This is a genomic window from Proteiniclasticum sp. C24MP (genome assembly GCF_043951855.1).
Taxonomy (GTDB): Bacteria; Bacillota; Clostridia; order Clostridiales; family Clostridiaceae; genus Proteiniclasticum.
In genome coordinates, this window is record NZ_JBINJW010000002.1 from 1 (window position 1) to 16,787 (window position 16,787).

A 16,787-nucleotide genomic window follows, 5' to 3' on the forward strand; every position below is an offset into this window, starting at 1 on the left:
CTTTTTTTAGATTTACAATTTCCCCAGGATTTTATCAATCTTTTTTTCTTTCCAGCATTTCTATCGTCTCCACGAGTCTAAACAGTAGTTAGATACTGTATATCAAATGAACCCCAGAGATCCACCTTTTAACAAAAGTATCCTCGAAGGTAACCAAACTAAAAGCCACATTCAAACTGGGTTAAGGATATGTGCTTAGTCATTCATCATTTTCAGCAAACTGATTGCACTATCTATTACTGAGGAAAACGATACTTCCTGAGCATAGCTATTCTTCTTAACATAGCTATTCCACCTCCCAGAAAACACATCATCAAACTTAATATCACTTAAAAATTCTAGTATTTTATATGGATCAAACATGGTTTCTCGAGTAGAAAATGTTCGATTGCAAGCACTTTTTAAGATCATACCATCAATGTCTTTTCTCCTAAGAGTATATAGAATATGTAGATCATAAAAATCTTTACTACGACTGTTTAAATAGCTTTTCTCAAATATTGTGTGGATCTTCTCAGAAATCATCGTCTCAATTGTATAGGCTTTTATTGGGATATTTTCACCATTAAAGATACTGATAAAACTATAATTTATTGGATGTGGTGTTACAAAATCTCCAGTGGCAATATCCAACGGAATAATTTGTCTGATGTTGTCCAACCTACAAAGTACTTTTACTCGATACCCACTATATTCATCCACCATCTTTATGGTTTCTACATCTAGAATCTCATAAGACAGAACATTGCCCTGGTCATCTTTCAATGTTTCTATGAGAATTTCAAAAATCCGTTCTTTAGTAAATCTAATGTTATTCAGTAGTGTGTCTATATCCACGGCGTTCTGGACTGAACTCCAACAATGTTTGATAAAATAAAACCACCCTTGAAAATAAAGTTATCTTTATATCTGCTGCTACTGATTTTTTCAAGTAACCTCTCCAGAAAATAGTACGTCATCACTGAATTAAATGAAAGCCCTGTTTCTTTACTGATCCTATGACACAATTGGGTTAACTTGTCTTTATTCAAAAGCCACCTCCATAATGTCTCTTACTTTCGAGGAAATACCCATCTTTGAAGCGATGCTATACAGCATCTTAATATTTCTCTCATCGTAATTTTTATATGCTCGAATTGTTTTGACATAAATCTCTGGATTCACTTCTTTTTTATTAATGATGAAGTCACATAATACCCTCTCAAAAGAATAGACGTTTACCGTGTTCCCAAACATAGTCTTGGTTTCTACAATACCTAGTTCATACCAGTCTTTTTTTACAAAATGCACTTGCACTCCAGACATCCTTCTATTGAACTTGTATCCTGATATGACAGTAACTTCCATTATCTGAGGAATCTTATCGGTAACTCCAAGAAGATATAGTGCAGATTCATATGAAAACACTGATTTCTGATATTGATACTGGAAGAAATAGAATTCATCATAATCTCCACTTTCAGTTACATAGATTCCAGGAAATGCTCTACTCAGAAATCCCTGTTTGACCAGGCGGGTGAGATAGACTGTTGGAATATTCCTTTCTCTGCAAGTCTTCGCTGTGATGATTCCTCCAGACTGATTAAGGTGTTGCTTTATCTGCTTTATATAATCCATATCACTTTTCTCCTCTGTTGCATTCGCACTTAAATTATAACCTTTCTTAAGTGTAAATGCAACATTCTATGGATTGATGGTTTTATTATTAAAGTCTCGATTTTTCAAGAAAGCACCTCAATATAGGTTCTGATTTTTTCTTCAACACCAAAAATTTTTCCGTATTTCAAAACCTCCCTCACATCAGCACCGCTTTTAAAATATTCCTTTATTGCTTGTGTATAAAGTTGCATATCAATATTTTTTTTGTGATTTATCAGGTCACATATGCAGCGTTCTTTATCATATAAAATTACTTCTGCCCCCATAGGTGTATGTATTTTTGCTAAACCCACTTCCCACCACTCATGTCTTACATAATGAAACCTTACTTCAGGATGATCTTTCTTGATTCTCGACACATTATAGCCTTGCGGTATAGTTACATCCAACAGATGTGGCACACGATCAGACATACCATGTAAGTATAGGGCTGTACCATAGGAGAACACCATTTTCTCACTGCGCATTTGAAGGAGCTTGTACTCATCCACTAATGTTGAGGATAGAGTATAAATTCCTTGAGATTCTCTGACAAGCAAATCTTGATTGACATAATTCTTTATGATTGTTCTATTAAGACCTGCATCTTCAATCTGCTTCGTTGTAACAATCCCATCTGAGTTTTCAGCTATACTCTTGATGATTAAGTATTTATCATCCATTCTATCACCTGACCTTTATTACTTTCGCACTTAAATTATAGTGTTTTAAAGAACGTTTGTAAAGAGTTACGCAAAGTTTGAGTGTTTGGTCACTGGACCAAACCTTTGCTCAATCTCATTACTACATAAAATTGCAAGATTTTGACTCATTAGTTTTGTAAAAATGTTCAACTATTAATCAAAACACTTACCCGCATAAATCAATCATTCTATTTCCCAATACACCCTAAACCTAGAATACACAATTTTAGATCAAATTTATAGCTTAGTCATCAAAATAAGAAACCCTGGAAACAGCTCCTACAGCTCATTCCAGGGTTCTTTTGACCTATTTTCTTTCCAGCAGTACAACAGTCTCCACGTGTGTCAAGAGGACAGGATAGCTGTCATGTGAAAAGTTCCAAGCCCTTTTTTTATAAAGGGTCGTTTTCGGGAACATATCCAAGATTGGATGTCGTTTGTGGGAACATATCTAGTTATTTTCGATTTCTTGAATAATCTCGGTAAAGAAAATGCTTTAATTTTATCCACATTATCAAACTCTTTTCCACAGATAAAGCCTAGTTATCCACATTTTGATAACAGTTAATGATCGAGCATAAAAGTTGTATATCGAATATCATTCGTATGAATAATTTTCAATCCAACTCTCGAAGCTATATATTCCATTGTTTTAGGTGTATAAAATGATATATGACTCCAATCTCGAATATAATGCCAATTCAAAAAATGAGACGAATCGTTATGATGAAATAATGTCATCACCGCTAAAATCCCATTAGGTTTCAACAAATTAGCAAAAAGTTCAAAATGCTCTATAGGATCTTTTAAATGTTCGACAACTTCAGTTGATGTAACCAAATCATACTTTTTCCCAATATAAACTTTTTCTGGTGAATAAAATAAATCGTATATATCCATTTGATAGTTATGGTGACGTTCCAATATTTGAGCCAAAACAGGGGATGGGCCACTCCCAAAATCAAATCCTTGATTTCCACCTGTTGTATAAGGAAAAACTGCGTCATTTAAAAACTTGTAGAAAAATTCAACATACCTAGGATCCTCAATCGAGTTATTATGTTTATTATAAATTTTAAGTTCTTCTTCTTTTGATACTATATGTCGATCATCCTTAGAAATAAATTCACAATTACTGCAATAGTGATAATCTGCAATTTTAGGATGATGAATCACCTCTGCTTCTGATCCACATAATTTACATCTATGATTCATGTTATATTCAACTCCCTTATTTCTATTCGTGACTCAACCCCTAATGCTTTTTTGCTTTGTAGATAGTATTTTGAAATCTTCTTTGCATTTCTTCCTCTAACTCATTATCATAGTCCTTTGTATGCTTATGCATTGCATTAATATAATCTTCAAAATAAGGCACCTCATCAAACAGGTTTCTATTTTCAACAAAGAAATTATAGATTTCTCTGTAATAAACCACAGTATATTTTTCACCGCATGAAAACTTGCTCAATTCAATGCGATTGTAATTTGGTGAAAAAATAAAGCAGCTCACAGTTTTCTTGCAATACTCATCATCAGTTGTAACAAATTGATAGTATTTTTTTAGCTGGGACTGTACTTGATTGCTGTAGATATCATGCCTTTCATTAATACCATTAATGCTAGATTTGATTTTATTCTCTATTACAACAGCATTATTTTTATCAGAAATTAATAGGTCAATATTTTTCTTTTCTCTCTCAATGGTAAAATCAGTTTGCATATCGACAGATAAAACTTCCTGTGCAAACCTGGAAAAAGCATCTCTATTTATATCAAAAAAGTAAGCAAACATATTTGAAAAAGCGAGTTCATTATCTTCCTGCCTAATTATTTTTAGGAAATTGAAATATGGATCTTTTTGAGGCTCTGGTAATTCAGATATAGCTTGTGTCGTATTAGCTTCTTCCCATAATTCTTTATTTTCAATTATTTGATTCAAATCAGTGAAGGATTCCGGCTTTTCATTTTCGCTGTAGAACTCCCTTAATGTTTGCTTACCAAATCCTTTATTTGTACGAATAAAAAAAGTGTTATCACCACTTACAGATTCATCGTCTGTAATATAAATCTGATTTTTCGGCTTAATAACCCTATCAGCAACAAACGTAGTATAAGCATTTTTTTCTTCCTCAAGACTACCGCGATAGGAATTTTCATTAAATAAATCAACAAGACTTACTCCACCATAGGTCAGTCCTAATGCAACTTGTCCTTTATACCTCTCTTTTCGTGGAAGTTTGCTGTCGGCAAAATCAAGAATCGTAATACCATCTGCTTTGGCTAGTACTTTATATGTTTTCGAGGCAAATTTTCGTACCAACAAAACGGTTATACTATTCTCTCCACGAGATAATTCTATTGTGCCTTGTGAATTGAGATAAATATAATTTTTCCCATCATCTGCTTTATAAAGGTTAATGATTTCATGCCCTATGTTATCTCCCTCAGATAAATAGCCTCCAACATACATTTTATTTATTATTATTTCACGGCTCGCAGGTTTTGGCTTTGCTGTGATTTGGTGTTTATATTCAACCGGAACAATCATTTCTTCTGATGACAGAAACAAACGAAATCTTCTAAGATGAGACATATAACCACTTGCCAGTGATTTAGCATTCCCTGTCGAGTTCTCAGAGAGAGCTTTTATTAATGCATTCCTTGCCTCATTCTCAAAATCAGTAGCTGTTACAGCACTCCAAAATAGCTCTTTACTCCCTTTTCTCCAAAGGTAAAAAGTGTCAACATAAGCAGTATTAATGGTTGCTTTGGAAATGTCCTGGCTATGTAGAAATTTTTTATATAACGCACGCAGCTCCTCCTGCGATAAAGCTTTCATACTGTTTAGCTCCAAAATTAAACCCCCTTTACTCGTCCTCATCTTCCTCGGTAACATCAATCCCAAATAACATCTGGAACTTATCGAAATTATATGGGTATGAGTTATCACCATCAAATCTTACCGGTTTATGGCCATTAATATATTCAAATTCTAACTCCCACTGTGTTCCATCAAGCACCATGTATCCGAAACGTTTAGTAGAATACCGCCTGCGCCACTCACCGATATGCAGATCTTTAAGTGCGGCTATGAAAGTATCCTTTGTAAATGGTTCCTGGCTATCATCATCACATAATAAGAGAGGTTCTTTATCTTCCCATAATTTTGTATAGGCTTTGAATTCATCTGTTAGTTCTACAATATAATTACGGTAGCCACCAAAGTAACCTCCAATGTTAAAGGTTATCTTGCTAATGGATTCCATATTTGCATCAAAGTCAGCTGCCTTTTCTTCAGATTTTGATAAAGTATAAGTACCACCAGCTTCACCATAGGCTTGTTTGGCTTTTTCCAAGTATTCACGAGTCCAATGAAGGCGAGTATCTTCACTTGGATGCATAACAGTTTTTATGCCACCATGAGGGTTTTCCATTGAATTTTTGAGGCGACCTATTTCTTGCTTAAGCCCCCGAATAGCAGTCATTATCTGTTCTTTAGTTTTTCCTTTAAGATACTCTTCATAGTAACTTTCTGGGCTAATCATCATATTAGACCGCCTCCTTTACTTTAATCATTACCTGTCTTTATTTCATTTCCATCAGGCAAAATAAATGTCTGCTCAAACTTAATATCCAAAACATCAGCTATGGTTTTCAACTCATCCAAGGTTACAGTTTCACGTTTTAATTTCTTATTGAAATTCTGTGGAGTCTGACCAATACGTCTAGCAAGTTCCGCAACACTTATATTCATTTGTTCACATAGTTGCTTAATCATATCTGCCGTAGTCATACAGCACCTCCAATTTACACTAACTAATATTATAAACCATTTGGTTGATGAACACAATAGATTCAACAATATTGTCATGGTTGTATAACCAAAAGAAAACCCACAACTCTACACTAGAGTCATGGGCTATTGGGGTCCGTTTTTCATACTTTAATTTCAATGCCTGATTTAAAGCATATTACAAAGTGGTCATCATACACCGTAACATTTTGGATGATCTTCCTTACAAGCGTATCATCATATAGTAAAGTCCGATATTTGTTGGTGCGTATAAATTCTATCAGTTCGTTGATCCGCTCATTCTCACCACTTAAGGATGCATCTTCCACAAGAAGGGTCTGACGCTTTTCACGCAACTCTTCAATCTCATCTGCAAGGGATTCAAAATCTTTTCCTTTATTAGCAAGGCTGATTAGTTCCTTCTGCTTTTCTTCAAGCAAGGTGTTAATCTCTGAAATCTTATATTCCGTGGTATCACCGATTATCGCATGTATATTCTCTTCCAGTATTCTTATCATGTTGTCCCCACCGGCAAGCAATCTGTTAATGGCAGTCATTACTGCATCATATAATTCAGCTTCTTTTACCGTTCGGTTCTTACACACCTCAGGGCCTTGCTCAATTCTTGTAACGCATCGCCAAACAAATTCTTTTCTACCGTGAATATTCCAATAGACCCGTCTGTATATGTCACCACAATCTCCACAGAAGGTTATGGTACTCAAAGCGTATTTACTACTATAAATTCTTTTATTCTTGTCTGCACCTGTGTAAATATTACTTCTGCGATGAAGCTCTTCCTGAGCCTGTAAAAAAAGTTCCTTTGGTATGATCGCCTCATGGCTATTTTCAACATAATACTGCGGGACATGACCTTCATTCTTGACTCGTTTCTTTGTAAGAAAATCCACTGTGAAAGTCTTCTGCAACAGGGCATCGCCGATGTATTTCTCGTTTAGAAGAATCTTCTTTATGGTTTCTGGTCTCCATCTTGGTTTACCTGCAGCTGTTAAAATGCCGTCTTTCTCTAGATCCCTGCCGATGCCCACTAGGCTCTTGCCCTCAAGGTACTCTCTGTAAATACGTTTAATGATTTCAGCCTCTTCTGGAACAATAATCAAGTTGCCTTCTTCATCTTTTGTGTATCCCATAAATCGATTGTGATTGACCTGCACCTTTCCTTGCTGGTAGCGATATTGAAGTCCGAGTTTAACGTTCTGCGAAAGGCTCTGGCTTTCTTGTTGTGCAAGAGAGGCCATAATGGTAAGTAGCACCTCGCCCTTGGCATCCATTGTGTTGATGTTCTCTTTTTCAAAATACACTGCTATGTTCTTTTCCTTGAGCTGTCTAATATACTTTAAGCAATCCAGCGTGTTGCGGGCAAATCGACTGATGGACTTTGTAATAACTAAATCGATGTTACCCTCCATACACTCCTCAATCATACGGTTGAACTCTTCTCGTTTTTTAGTGTTAGTACCGGAAATGCCGTCATCTGCAAAGATGCCTGCAAACTCCCATTCAGTATTTTTCTTTATAAATTCCGTATAATGTGCAACCTGTACCTCATAGCTTAAATTCTGCTCTTCTGTTTCTGTAGAAACGCGGCAATAAGCGGCTACACGGAGTTTATTTACTTTTTCTTTTGCAGTTGAACTTCCAACTCTTTTTCGTGCCGGAATTACAGTTATATTTTTTCCTGCCATATTACACCTCGCTTTCTATCAAACTATATAGGTACTCCGCTCTTGTAACGGGATCATCTGGAAGTTTACCTTCTGATTTTCTCATCTTGAATCGTTCTATAGGTGAGGGAGCAGTAAAAGCTGCAAGCTCTACAATCCGCCCTAAGTCCTTCGCACGTTTATTTCTAATCTCTTCAGCCTTATCAAATGTTTCTTTATCTATGATTGCTGGATATACGTCATTTCCGAGATAAAGGATATTTTTCAAAATACGCCCCATTACTGAATGCGTCTTCTCAATACCTGCCTGTTCACCAGCCACTGTAAGGGAAAGTCCTGATATATATTTTTCAAAGAACTCCTTTACTTGACCTGCTGCCTTCTCATCGACAGTTATGACTCCGTCTTTAACTGTATATCCGTATGGTACATATGCCATTTATCTCACCACCTTTTCTATAAGGGAAAGTCCACATTTCATTTTAAAGGTTAGTTCATCCCTTGAATTTACAATGATGTTTTCTACAAACTTTTCAAAAGCTTCATCTGTATAATTGCCATCAAACTTATCTGCTGACACATAATCAAGAAGTGCCTTTACCTCGTCTGCCTGAGAAGAGCCACTTGTAAATGACATGACTAGGTTCGTCTTCTCAGCAGTAATATTTTTTATTTCTTTATCCAGAACATTTCGTTCCTTGTTAAAAAGAGCTGGTTCAAGAAACCCTTTTGTCATAAGACCAATCAGTGTATTGCGTTCTTCGGTTAATTGCTCCATGCGTTTATCTATGGCATCAATTCTTGCAAGATCGCATTCTTCATCAATCTTGTTTATAGAATCATAAAGTGGCTGCAGTATTAGCTTTTTGCTGAATGCGAGCTTATTCATCATGGTTGAGAATGTTACTTTTATCTCTCCATCACGCAAAAACAACATGGAGCAGCTGTCCTTGTCTTCAATATGTCCAATGCAGCTCCAAGCAATATAACTTCTACCAGCAGAGTAGTTTGTTCTTCTCCTAAACTTGGACCCGCATTCTCCACAGATAATTCTTCCGCTTAGTTCATATCTATTTTGATACACACTTTTACTAGCCGATTTATTACGATGCCTTGTTCTTTCACTTATTAGCTTTTGTGCCTTAGAAAACACTTCTCTGCTAACGATAGGCTCATGGTGATTCTTGCAGTAAAACTGGTCTTTTTCACCTTTGTTAAAATGGCGATTGAAGTTACTATCCGTGTATGTCTTTTGAAAGAGCGCATCACCTTTGTATTTTTCATTTCGGAGCATCTCAATCACTGTGCCAGGACTCCAATGATTACCTCTTCTTGCAGGTATCTTATCCCTGTTCAGTCCCTTTGCGATAAGATTGCCACCTTTCCCTAAAAGGCATTCTGAAAAAATGCGTTTAACTATTTCTGCTTCTTCTGGAACGATGACCATTTCACCATTTACATTGGCATAACCGTAAGGAGGAATACTAATAACATATTTACCATTTTGAAATCTTTTATTGATGGACCATGTTATGTTTTGTGAAATGGATATTGACTCTTCAGCGGCAAACCCAGATAAAATAGAAAGCATTAATTCACTTTCCATATCACCCGTATTCAGATTTTCTTTTTCAAAATAAATATAAACACCGATATCCATTAGATGCCTTACCAGCTCTAGGCAATCCGTAGTATTTCGTGCAAAACGGCTGATGGATTTGGTGATAATAAAATCAATCCTATTACTTTCACAATCACGAATCATACGGAGAAGTTCAGGTCGTTTTTCCTTCTTAGTGCCTGATATGCCTTCGTCATAATAAAGCCCGACAAACTCCCATTCTGGATTGGATTTAATATAGTTTTCATAGTGTTCCCGCTGAGCTTTAAGGCTTACCAGTTGGTCATCGCTATCCGTTGAAACCCTAGCATAAGCGGCAACTCGAAGTTTGTTTTTTGATAGCTGTGATTTTGGCAGTTCATCTATTTTCGTTATCTTTTTCATCATCTCACCTCACTTTCTGCTATTACATATATCACTCTAAAAGGCAATAATAGCAAGTGTTTCAGGGCATTATCTCGGCTAACTTCGGAGAGAATTTCTGGCGGTTTAATGCTGATATTTTGTGTAGTTCATCTTGTGTAATCTTGCCCTCTTTATAGAGCATGCCTACAATGCTCTCAGCTATATAAAAGTCATATTCTTTCTGTAACTGTTCTTCTGACATCGGTTCTGTCTCACCCTTGATAGGAGAACCATCTTTCACTTCAATAATGTTCATAAAAAAACACCTCCTACCTGGTAGCCACGGTGGGAGGTGAAATCTGATGTTTTCTTTAATCTTTCTTATAAAAATCGCATTCGTAGCCATCGGCATCAAGGAGCAGTCCCTTTGCCCAGGGAGGTACTCTGCCCATCTGCTTGCATACCATATCAAGTGACAGGCTTTGATCAGCCTCAATAATTACTTCATCGTGTACATGAGCCACAATGCTACAAGTGCTAAGTGTCTTCATGGCATACATTAAAATATCACGGGAGATTGCTTGAACAATGTTTTCTACAAACTTGGGTCCATAACTTTCAAGCCGCTCCCATTTCTTTGTAGCACCAACTCCCTCATAAGTAACTGATTCACCACCGAAGATATTTTCTCCAATATTAGGCTTTACATAGGCAAGCTTTCTGCCAGAAGGAAGAACAATAAACAGCATTCCACTCATGTAATGAAACTTGATATTTTGAACTTCTTGAGACTTTTTTTCCTTAATGCATTTCTTAACTTCTCTATCCACATCCCACCAGAATTTTACGATGTATGGATTGGCCTGCCTCCAGGCATTAACAAGGGGTTTTAGTTCTTCTTCTAAAATTCCCATCTCTAAGGCTCCCATAGCCTTTAAAGCACCCACTGATCCACCATAACCAAGTGCCAATTCTGCGATTTTACCTTTCTGCCTTAAATGAGCATTTACACCATGCTTTTCAACAGGGACTCTAAACATCTGTGATGCCGAGGCACAATATATATCACCACCATTTGCGAAAACTTCATTTCGCCACTGTTCACCCGCAAGCCAAGACAGCACACGAGCTTCAATAGCAGAAAAGTCAGCAACTATAAACTTATTGCCTTCTTTTGGTACAAAGGCTGTGCGGATAAGTTGTGAGAGCGTGTCAGGTATATCTTCGTAGAGCATTTCAAGGGTTTCATGATCACCGCTCTTTACTATGCCTCGTGCCTCTTTTAAATCCGGCATATGGTTCTGAGGTAGATTTTGTAACTGCACAAGCCTTCCTGCAAAGCGACCGGTTCTGTTTGCACCATAAAATTGGAACATTCCTCTGGCACGTAAATCTGCACAAACAGCATTCTCCATTGCCGTATATTTCTTAACGGACGATTTTGCAAGCTGCTGACGGAGTTTAAGAACTTCAGACAAGTCATCCGGTGCATCCTTTAATAGTTCTGCCACAGCCTTTTTGCCAAGAGTGTCTGTCTCAAGACCATTTTCAGCGAGCCAACCTTTCATCTGCTGTACCGAGTTTGGGTTATCAAGTTCTGTTATTTCCTGCATCTGATTCATCAACTTAGTATGAGAAATCTCATCTGTTGCAATCGCCTGTTTTACAAAATCCATGTCTACCTTAATGCCGCGGTCATTGATTTCTTGGTCGAGAAGATATTCATCCCATATTTCATCTGGCACAGGAAACTTAATAAGTCTTTGCTGAATTAACATTTCTGTTTCAACATCACGCTTGTTATAGGCTACAAACTTCTGCCACTTTTCCATTTCATCACTTGGTAGATTACGGTTTCTACCACCATTTGTTTTGGTAGGATTACACGGAACACAAAAATATCTGATTAGGTCTTTCCCTTCCGTAAGTTTTTGTTTTTCAAGCCCAAGAACGGCTCCCACACCTTCCAAAGAAAGGGGAAGTCCCATATAGGCTGACCACACCATTGAACATTTCCACGATGAAGGGTTTAGATAAGATCCAAAAGGATATCCAAGGTAACGAGAAAGGCATACACGTTCAAACTGAGCGTTAAATGCCCACTTGGTAATGTCTTCATCAGTTAAGGCATCCAGTATATCGCTAGGTATCTTTTCTCCGGCCATTAAATCTATCACCTTAACTTCGCCACCATCAACAGAATAGCCAAACAAAATTATTTCAAAATCATCTGCCTCCACATAGCGATAAACTCCGCTCTTTTGTAAGTTTATAGATGAGTAGGTTTCGATATCGATTTCAAGATTCTTCATTTCCTACCTCCATTCCTAAAAAACAGGTGGCAGAGGAAGTACCTCCACCACCATCAATCGATCCTTTCTTTTAGGCAAGGAAGTCATCATCTACAAGCGTTGAAAAATCATCTGCTGCAGATGTCTTTCCACCAAGAGGCTCTCCATCCTTAATTTTTTGAATATTACCCAAACCACAAGCAACACCTTTATTACCGTTTGAGTTAAAAGCATAGAAATTGAGTGAAACTCTACCATAGCAACCGCTGTACACTTCGCTGCGATCCATAATAGGTTTAACACTTTTATCTACAATCTGTGGAGCAGTTTTGCTATTGGCATTGATAAAATAATGCCCCTTATAAGCCTCATCATCACGCTCTACATCTCCGTCACGCAGTGGCAGTTTAATTGCCGCTTTGTTCGGTTTCTTTCCACCAAATTTAGCGATGCCTTCCTCAATGGCTGCATCCACTGCAGCATTTATAGCATTAATGGTTTCTGTATCGTCTTTGGGAATAAGCACAGATACGCTATATTTTTCTGCGCCACCGTTGATGGATACTGGCTCCCATCCGTGAAAATAAGAAAGCCTTGTGTTTACACCTGTAATAACTTTAGCTCTGTTTTCGATTTTACTCATAATATTAACCCTCCATAATTTCGTTAAATTCGTTTTTTGCATCAGCTACGTTCATCGCCGGTCTTTTATCCGAGTTAGGGACAAGAGTCGGCTTGCCCGGTGGTTTATAAATGAGGTTTCCTAGAATTTCCTCAAATTTGGTTTTACCCATCAATTTTTGCATCTCTGTCATAGGGATGAGGCTCTTACGATAAATGTCCTTGTATCCGCTGATGACAGCTTTTTCTGCTACTGCATTTTCATCTTTATACTTTCGAACAGATCGACCTTCCACAACCTTAAAACCTTGCCACTCTTTACCGTGATTGACTGCAGCGTCTGTCGCATAAGCAGTTATCTCATTCGCCCATTTGGTAAGGTCGGGAAGAATGGATAGCACTTCTTCTATCTCACTATCTGTAAGTAACGGTGGCATCTTAAACTCCATCTGTGCCAGTTTCAGATTTTCATCAGCTCTAGCACGACATCTGCTGGATGCTCTGCAGAAAGTACACCACGAGCCAGGCATATATTCACCTTCACCTTGATAGGCTTTTGCGGCTTTTGGTTTTAGTTCCTCTTCTGCCCAGGCTTTAAGTTCTTCTACCGGAACAGTCCATGTGCTGACATTTTCTCTTCGTGGTTGAAAAATTGTCATTGATATTTCTTTGATGTCGTATAGGCTGTCATAAATCTCTAAAGCGCCTAATGCATACAGTTTCATCTGTGGATTGTCCTCTGCATCCACTAGCACGCCCATACCATATTTGAAATCTACGATGTGAAGTCTATCATCTGAGATGATCACACAATCTCCTGTCCCAAAACCATCTGGAACATAACAAGAGAAATCAAGACGTTGTTCAATAAGAACGATAGGATCTGTGCAAGACTTTCTTGCAAGTTCTACCTGCTCCATGATGAAGTCAACGTAGGCATCCGTGCATTCTTCCATTTCATCTGAATCATACTCTGATGTAGGCCTCTTACTTCTGATTCGAAGTGCCTTTTTTAGCTTGTGTTCAGAGAGGGCATGTGCTGCCGTACCTTCTTTTGCTGCTTCTCCATTTGTGTTTTCAAACTCAAGTTCAAGCCTTGCAGACGGTAAACAATGAAGCCATCTGTGTGATGAAGATGCAGATAATATTGCATGATTACCCATTCCCAAGAACCTCCGCATCTTTCAAGATGTCAGCATAATAAGCCTTATCAACAGCACTTAACTTGTCAGCACCATACTTCCCAATGATGCCCCGCACTTCAGCGGTAAAGCCAAGCTGACTTTTTTCGGCAAGTACCATTCTCACTTTTTCCAGCGAAATATCCGGCTCTTTTGCTTTTTCTGTCTTTGTGGTAGGTGTTTTTTGGGGATCAGAATCGCTATCTGCCATTGCATCACAAACCGCTTGTATGCTATCAGCAAGACTTCGCATATCATTTACCACATCAAGCAGTAACTTTATTTTGCTCAAGGTCATTTCCTCCTTTCGTCATCTCACAGATAGAGAGTTCCTCGATGCTGTCTCCGGGGATTACAATCGTTACACGCTGTTTTCCCCCAAGAAGGAATCGAAGGATGCGCTCCCTCACGGAAAAGTTACGGTAAGTAACAATCCCGCCTGTCTGTGGTTTCTTTGAAACACTAATTTTTAGATTGTGCTTCATATCCATCACCTCTTTCTGAAGGGCGCTTTTATTTGTTGCCCTCTACCTGGTAGCCTCAGGAGATACATAAATCTGACGATTTAATAAAAAAATGCCCAAGGAAGTTTTAAACCTCCAAGGGCATAGTTCTATTTAGGTATTTTCAATTATAAAAAAGTATCGGCATAGCTTGGTATGTGTTACCGTTTATGCTATTTCAATTATTATTTTTTCTGTCTTTCTTCAATTTTCTTAAGATAATTATTATAGCACTCATTACAAAGAGTTTTTTTCCAACGCATATCCATTCTGATGATTCCTTCTTTCCCACAGTATTCGCAGATTGCTTTGCTTTTGTTCTCAAATGCACGAACAATTTGTGAAATATCATGCCTTAATTTCTTTTTGGCATCATCATCATTTTCATTATATGGTTCAAATCGTAAAGAAGAACCTCCAAGAAAATCAATGGCCTGCAAAGCACATGGCGTATCTTCAAAGGAATAATAAAACCTAAGACTTGCAAATTTCTCTTTTATCTGTTCTACAACAATATCAACAGGAATGCCATCTTGTGTATACCTATCGGTTATAGCCTGACAGAGTTCTCTTATCAATGGATACCACCCTCCAGAGCATTCGCATCCCCATGCCTGATAAATATTACGAATTGTACTTCTATCCTTTATAGTCATATCTCTTTTCATGAAGGAAAATTCGTCCTGAAGTTTCAATTCATATTCTTCTTTCATTCTATATCACCCCACATTTCATCAATAAATACTTTTGCATCATGAAATAATTTCTTGCCTAAACAAACATCCAGTAATGGGATAAATAAGTCTGAATAGTAATCAATAGCTGCCTCAATCTCACTTATTGCCATGTGGGGTTCAGCATCTAGAAAATCATACTTTATACGCAAGCTATAAGCCAGATCACCGTATGTATCCACATAAAAACGTCCATTAGCTTTAGTATACCAATTCACATAATTTACTGTCTTAAGAACTTCATAATATTCATCACACCCTACTTTCAAAACAGTTGGGGAAATAAAAGTTAAAATATCAACCCAGGCATCTTGAAATTCCATACTTGTCTGTAATTCATGTGTCTTGCTGTCCATTTGGAACGAAAGATGCAACTCGAAAATATTCAGCTTTTCCTTTTTATATAGATACTTAAAATTTTTCTTCAGCAGACTTTCAACAGTTTGCATTGCTTCTGCTCTATTCATCAGCAGAACCTCCTTAATATAGCTCCGAAAGATACAGTATTCTATCTGCAAATGAAGGATTTATTCTCCCATTAGGATACAGAACTTGAAGCTTGGCGATTGCCTGCTGCCTATCAAAATAAGTAAATGTATATGATATTGGCTTACCTATACAAGCACTTTTTCTTCTAAGCGATTGTACATATTTTAATGACCAAGTATTAATAGGATTTTTCATACTCTATTCCTCCCACTCTAGCAGTATATTTTTAATTTTTTCTATAACTTTCTTATCTTTGTCTCTGTTCAAGAGTATAATCTGCACTATTTTTTTTACTATATCAGGTCCAGTCAAATTCTTGTCTTTAGGCTTACTACTCTCACCAACGTTCATCGTTTCTTCTTTCAAACAGTTAAGATAATTCAGCCAAAGGAGTTGAATCTCGAATTGCGTCTGTAGTGTCTTCAATTCAAGTGCCCTTTTTATATTTTCTTCTATAATTTCTAGATCGCTCTCCAACTCCTCTTCAATTTTAACCTGCATAGCTGTAGGTGTCTGAACATCAATTTGGGACAACTCATTTTTCTTAAATAATTTTAGTTCCTTCATTAATTTTTTCCAATCGTCGTCAGAAAGATTTTTTGCTTTAACAATTGCCCGATTAACTTTACCTGACCTTGAAGTATCTTGATGTGGGTCTATCTCATCAATAAAATACTCCAACCCTGCATGACATTCGTTACTTTTCCATGATTTTTTTATCATTGAATATTCCTCCTTACAATGGGTTAGTTTAAGTTTTCTCATAAACACTTTATCTAACTATTATTTTAAGTTATAACTAGTTAGTTGTCAATTACCTTTTTTAACTTTGTTAAATTACTTTAAATTAAAGCTTATCAATATACTCCCAAAGAGCAAAATTAATATTTTTATCTTTCACACAATTTTTTATAAAAAAAATGCCCAAGGAAGTTTTAAACCTCCAAGGGCATCATGCTTAGTTAGGGATTTTCAGTTTTTGACCGGTATAAATAATCGTTGATTTTAAATTGTTCAGTTTAACAATCTCTGTGTATCTTGTGCCGCTACCGAGTAGCTTGGCTGCAATTGCCCAGAGAGAATCACCTTTAACTACCGTATACTCTTTGTAAGTTGGTGAAGAGGTGCTACCGGTGGGATATACAATCATACCATCGTTGTTGAAAACATAATAACCTG

Annotated in this window: 21 protein-coding genes; all 21 read right to left on the reverse strand. The window is 37.0% G+C overall.

The annotated features are described in order from the left end of the window. Positions 1-195: 195 nt before the first annotated feature. Positions 196-837: a nucleotidyl transferase AbiEii/AbiGii toxin family protein gene (locus ACHAL6_RS03060; RefSeq protein ID WP_395268787.1), complete on the reverse strand. Its 642-nt coding sequence runs from the start codon at positions 835-837 to the stop codon at positions 196-198. Continuing rightward, the gene (locus tag ACHAL6_RS03065) at positions 828-1,031 is read right to left on the reverse strand and encodes a hypothetical protein (protein WP_395268788.1); all 204 of its coding nucleotides are present in this window, start codon (positions 1,029-1,031) and stop codon (positions 828-830) included. The genes ACHAL6_RS03060 and ACHAL6_RS03065 overlap by 10 nt, the downstream gene beginning before the upstream one ends. Further along, complete coding sequence (locus ACHAL6_RS03070; protein WP_395268789.1) at positions 1,024-1,617, reverse strand: type IV toxin-antitoxin system AbiEi family antitoxin domain-containing protein; 594 nt, start codon at positions 1,615-1,617, stop codon at positions 1,024-1,026. Before ACHAL6_RS03070 ends, ACHAL6_RS03065 begins: the two co-directional genes overlap by 8 nt. 104 nt (positions 1,618-1,721) lie before the next feature. Beyond that, on the reverse strand, positions 1,722-2,321 hold the full coding sequence (locus ACHAL6_RS03075) for a type IV toxin-antitoxin system AbiEi family antitoxin domain-containing protein (protein ID WP_395268790.1): 600 nt from the start codon (positions 2,319-2,321) through the stop codon (positions 1,722-1,724). 585 nt (positions 2,322-2,906) lie between these two features. Next, positions 2,907-3,557, reverse strand: coding sequence for a class I SAM-dependent methyltransferase (locus ACHAL6_RS03080; protein ID WP_395268791.1), 651 nt, complete (start codon positions 3,555-3,557; stop codon positions 2,907-2,909). Positions 3,558-3,597: 40 nt separating this feature from the next. Further along, positions 3,598-5,199: a PD-(D/E)XK nuclease family protein gene (locus tag ACHAL6_RS03085; protein ID WP_395268792.1), complete on the reverse strand. Its 1,602-nt coding sequence runs from the start codon at positions 5,197-5,199 to the stop codon at positions 3,598-3,600. Positions 5,200-5,212: 13 nt separating this feature from the next. Further along, entirely contained in the window at positions 5,213-5,893 is a 681-nt protein-coding gene (locus ACHAL6_RS03090; RefSeq protein ID WP_395268793.1) for a hypothetical protein, read from the reverse strand. Positions 5,894-5,913: 20 nt separating this feature from the next. Then, a complete protein-coding gene (locus tag ACHAL6_RS03095; RefSeq protein ID WP_230866458.1) occupies positions 5,914-6,138 on the reverse strand; it encodes a helix-turn-helix transcriptional regulator in 225 nt (74 codons plus the stop codon). 143 nt (positions 6,139-6,281) lie between these two features. Then, positions 6,282-7,844: a recombinase family protein gene (locus ACHAL6_RS03100; protein WP_395268794.1), complete on the reverse strand. Its 1,563-nt coding sequence runs from the start codon at positions 7,842-7,844 to the stop codon at positions 6,282-6,284. A 1-nt stretch (position 7,845) separates the two neighbouring features. Continuing rightward, positions 7,846-8,262, reverse strand: coding sequence for a recombinase (locus ACHAL6_RS03105; RefSeq protein WP_170820870.1), 417 nt, complete (start codon positions 8,260-8,262; stop codon positions 7,846-7,848). Next, complete coding sequence (locus ACHAL6_RS03110; protein WP_395268969.1) at positions 8,263-9,828, reverse strand: recombinase family protein; 1,566 nt, start codon at positions 9,826-9,828, stop codon at positions 8,263-8,265. Positions 9,829-9,889: 61 nt separating this feature from the next. Beyond that, positions 9,890-10,105, reverse strand: a complete 216-nt coding sequence (locus ACHAL6_RS03115; RefSeq protein ID WP_026478190.1) for an SHOCT domain-containing protein — start codon at positions 10,103-10,105, stop codon at positions 9,890-9,892. Positions 10,106-10,160: 55 nt separating this feature from the next. Beyond that, positions 10,161-12,101, reverse strand: a complete 1,941-nt coding sequence (locus ACHAL6_RS03120) for a DNA polymerase (protein ID WP_395268795.1) — start codon at positions 12,099-12,101, stop codon at positions 10,161-10,163. Positions 12,102-12,171: 70 nt separating this feature from the next. Continuing rightward, on the reverse strand, positions 12,172-12,723 hold the full coding sequence (locus ACHAL6_RS03125; RefSeq protein WP_395268796.1) for a DUF2815 family protein: 552 nt from the start codon (positions 12,721-12,723) through the stop codon (positions 12,172-12,174). 4 nt (positions 12,724-12,727) lie between these two features. Continuing rightward, positions 12,728-13,864, reverse strand: a complete 1,137-nt coding sequence (locus ACHAL6_RS03130) for a DUF2800 domain-containing protein (RefSeq protein WP_202695227.1) — start codon at positions 13,862-13,864, stop codon at positions 12,728-12,730. Then, complete coding sequence (locus ACHAL6_RS03135) at positions 13,857-14,174, reverse strand: rRNA biogenesis protein rrp5 (RefSeq protein ID WP_395268797.1); 318 nt, start codon at positions 14,172-14,174, stop codon at positions 13,857-13,859. The genes ACHAL6_RS03130 and ACHAL6_RS03135 overlap by 8 nt, the downstream gene beginning before the upstream one ends. Further along, positions 14,149-14,367: a hypothetical protein gene (locus tag ACHAL6_RS03140; RefSeq protein ID WP_069980594.1), complete on the reverse strand. Its 219-nt coding sequence runs from the start codon at positions 14,365-14,367 to the stop codon at positions 14,149-14,151. Before ACHAL6_RS03140 ends, ACHAL6_RS03135 begins: the two co-directional genes overlap by 26 nt. Before the next feature lie 203 nt (positions 14,368-14,570). Then, positions 14,571-15,098 carry a hypothetical protein gene (locus ACHAL6_RS03145; protein WP_395268798.1) on the reverse strand — a complete coding sequence of 176 codons (528 nt, stop codon included), beginning with the start codon at positions 15,096-15,098 and terminating at the stop codon, positions 14,571-14,573. Beyond that, positions 15,095-15,586: a hypothetical protein gene (locus tag ACHAL6_RS03150; RefSeq protein WP_395268799.1), complete on the reverse strand. Its 492-nt coding sequence runs from the start codon at positions 15,584-15,586 to the stop codon at positions 15,095-15,097. The genes ACHAL6_RS03145 and ACHAL6_RS03150 overlap by 4 nt, the downstream gene beginning before the upstream one ends. A gap of 220 nt (positions 15,587-15,806) precedes the next feature. Continuing rightward, complete coding sequence (locus tag ACHAL6_RS03155; protein ID WP_395268800.1) at positions 15,807-16,331, reverse strand: hypothetical protein; 525 nt, start codon at positions 16,329-16,331, stop codon at positions 15,807-15,809. Positions 16,332-16,566: 235 nt separating this feature from the next. Then, a complete protein-coding gene (locus ACHAL6_RS03160) occupies positions 16,567-16,758 on the reverse strand; it encodes a LysM peptidoglycan-binding domain-containing protein (RefSeq protein ID WP_282868052.1) in 192 nt (63 codons plus the stop codon). Positions 16,759-16,787 lie beyond the last annotated feature (29 nt).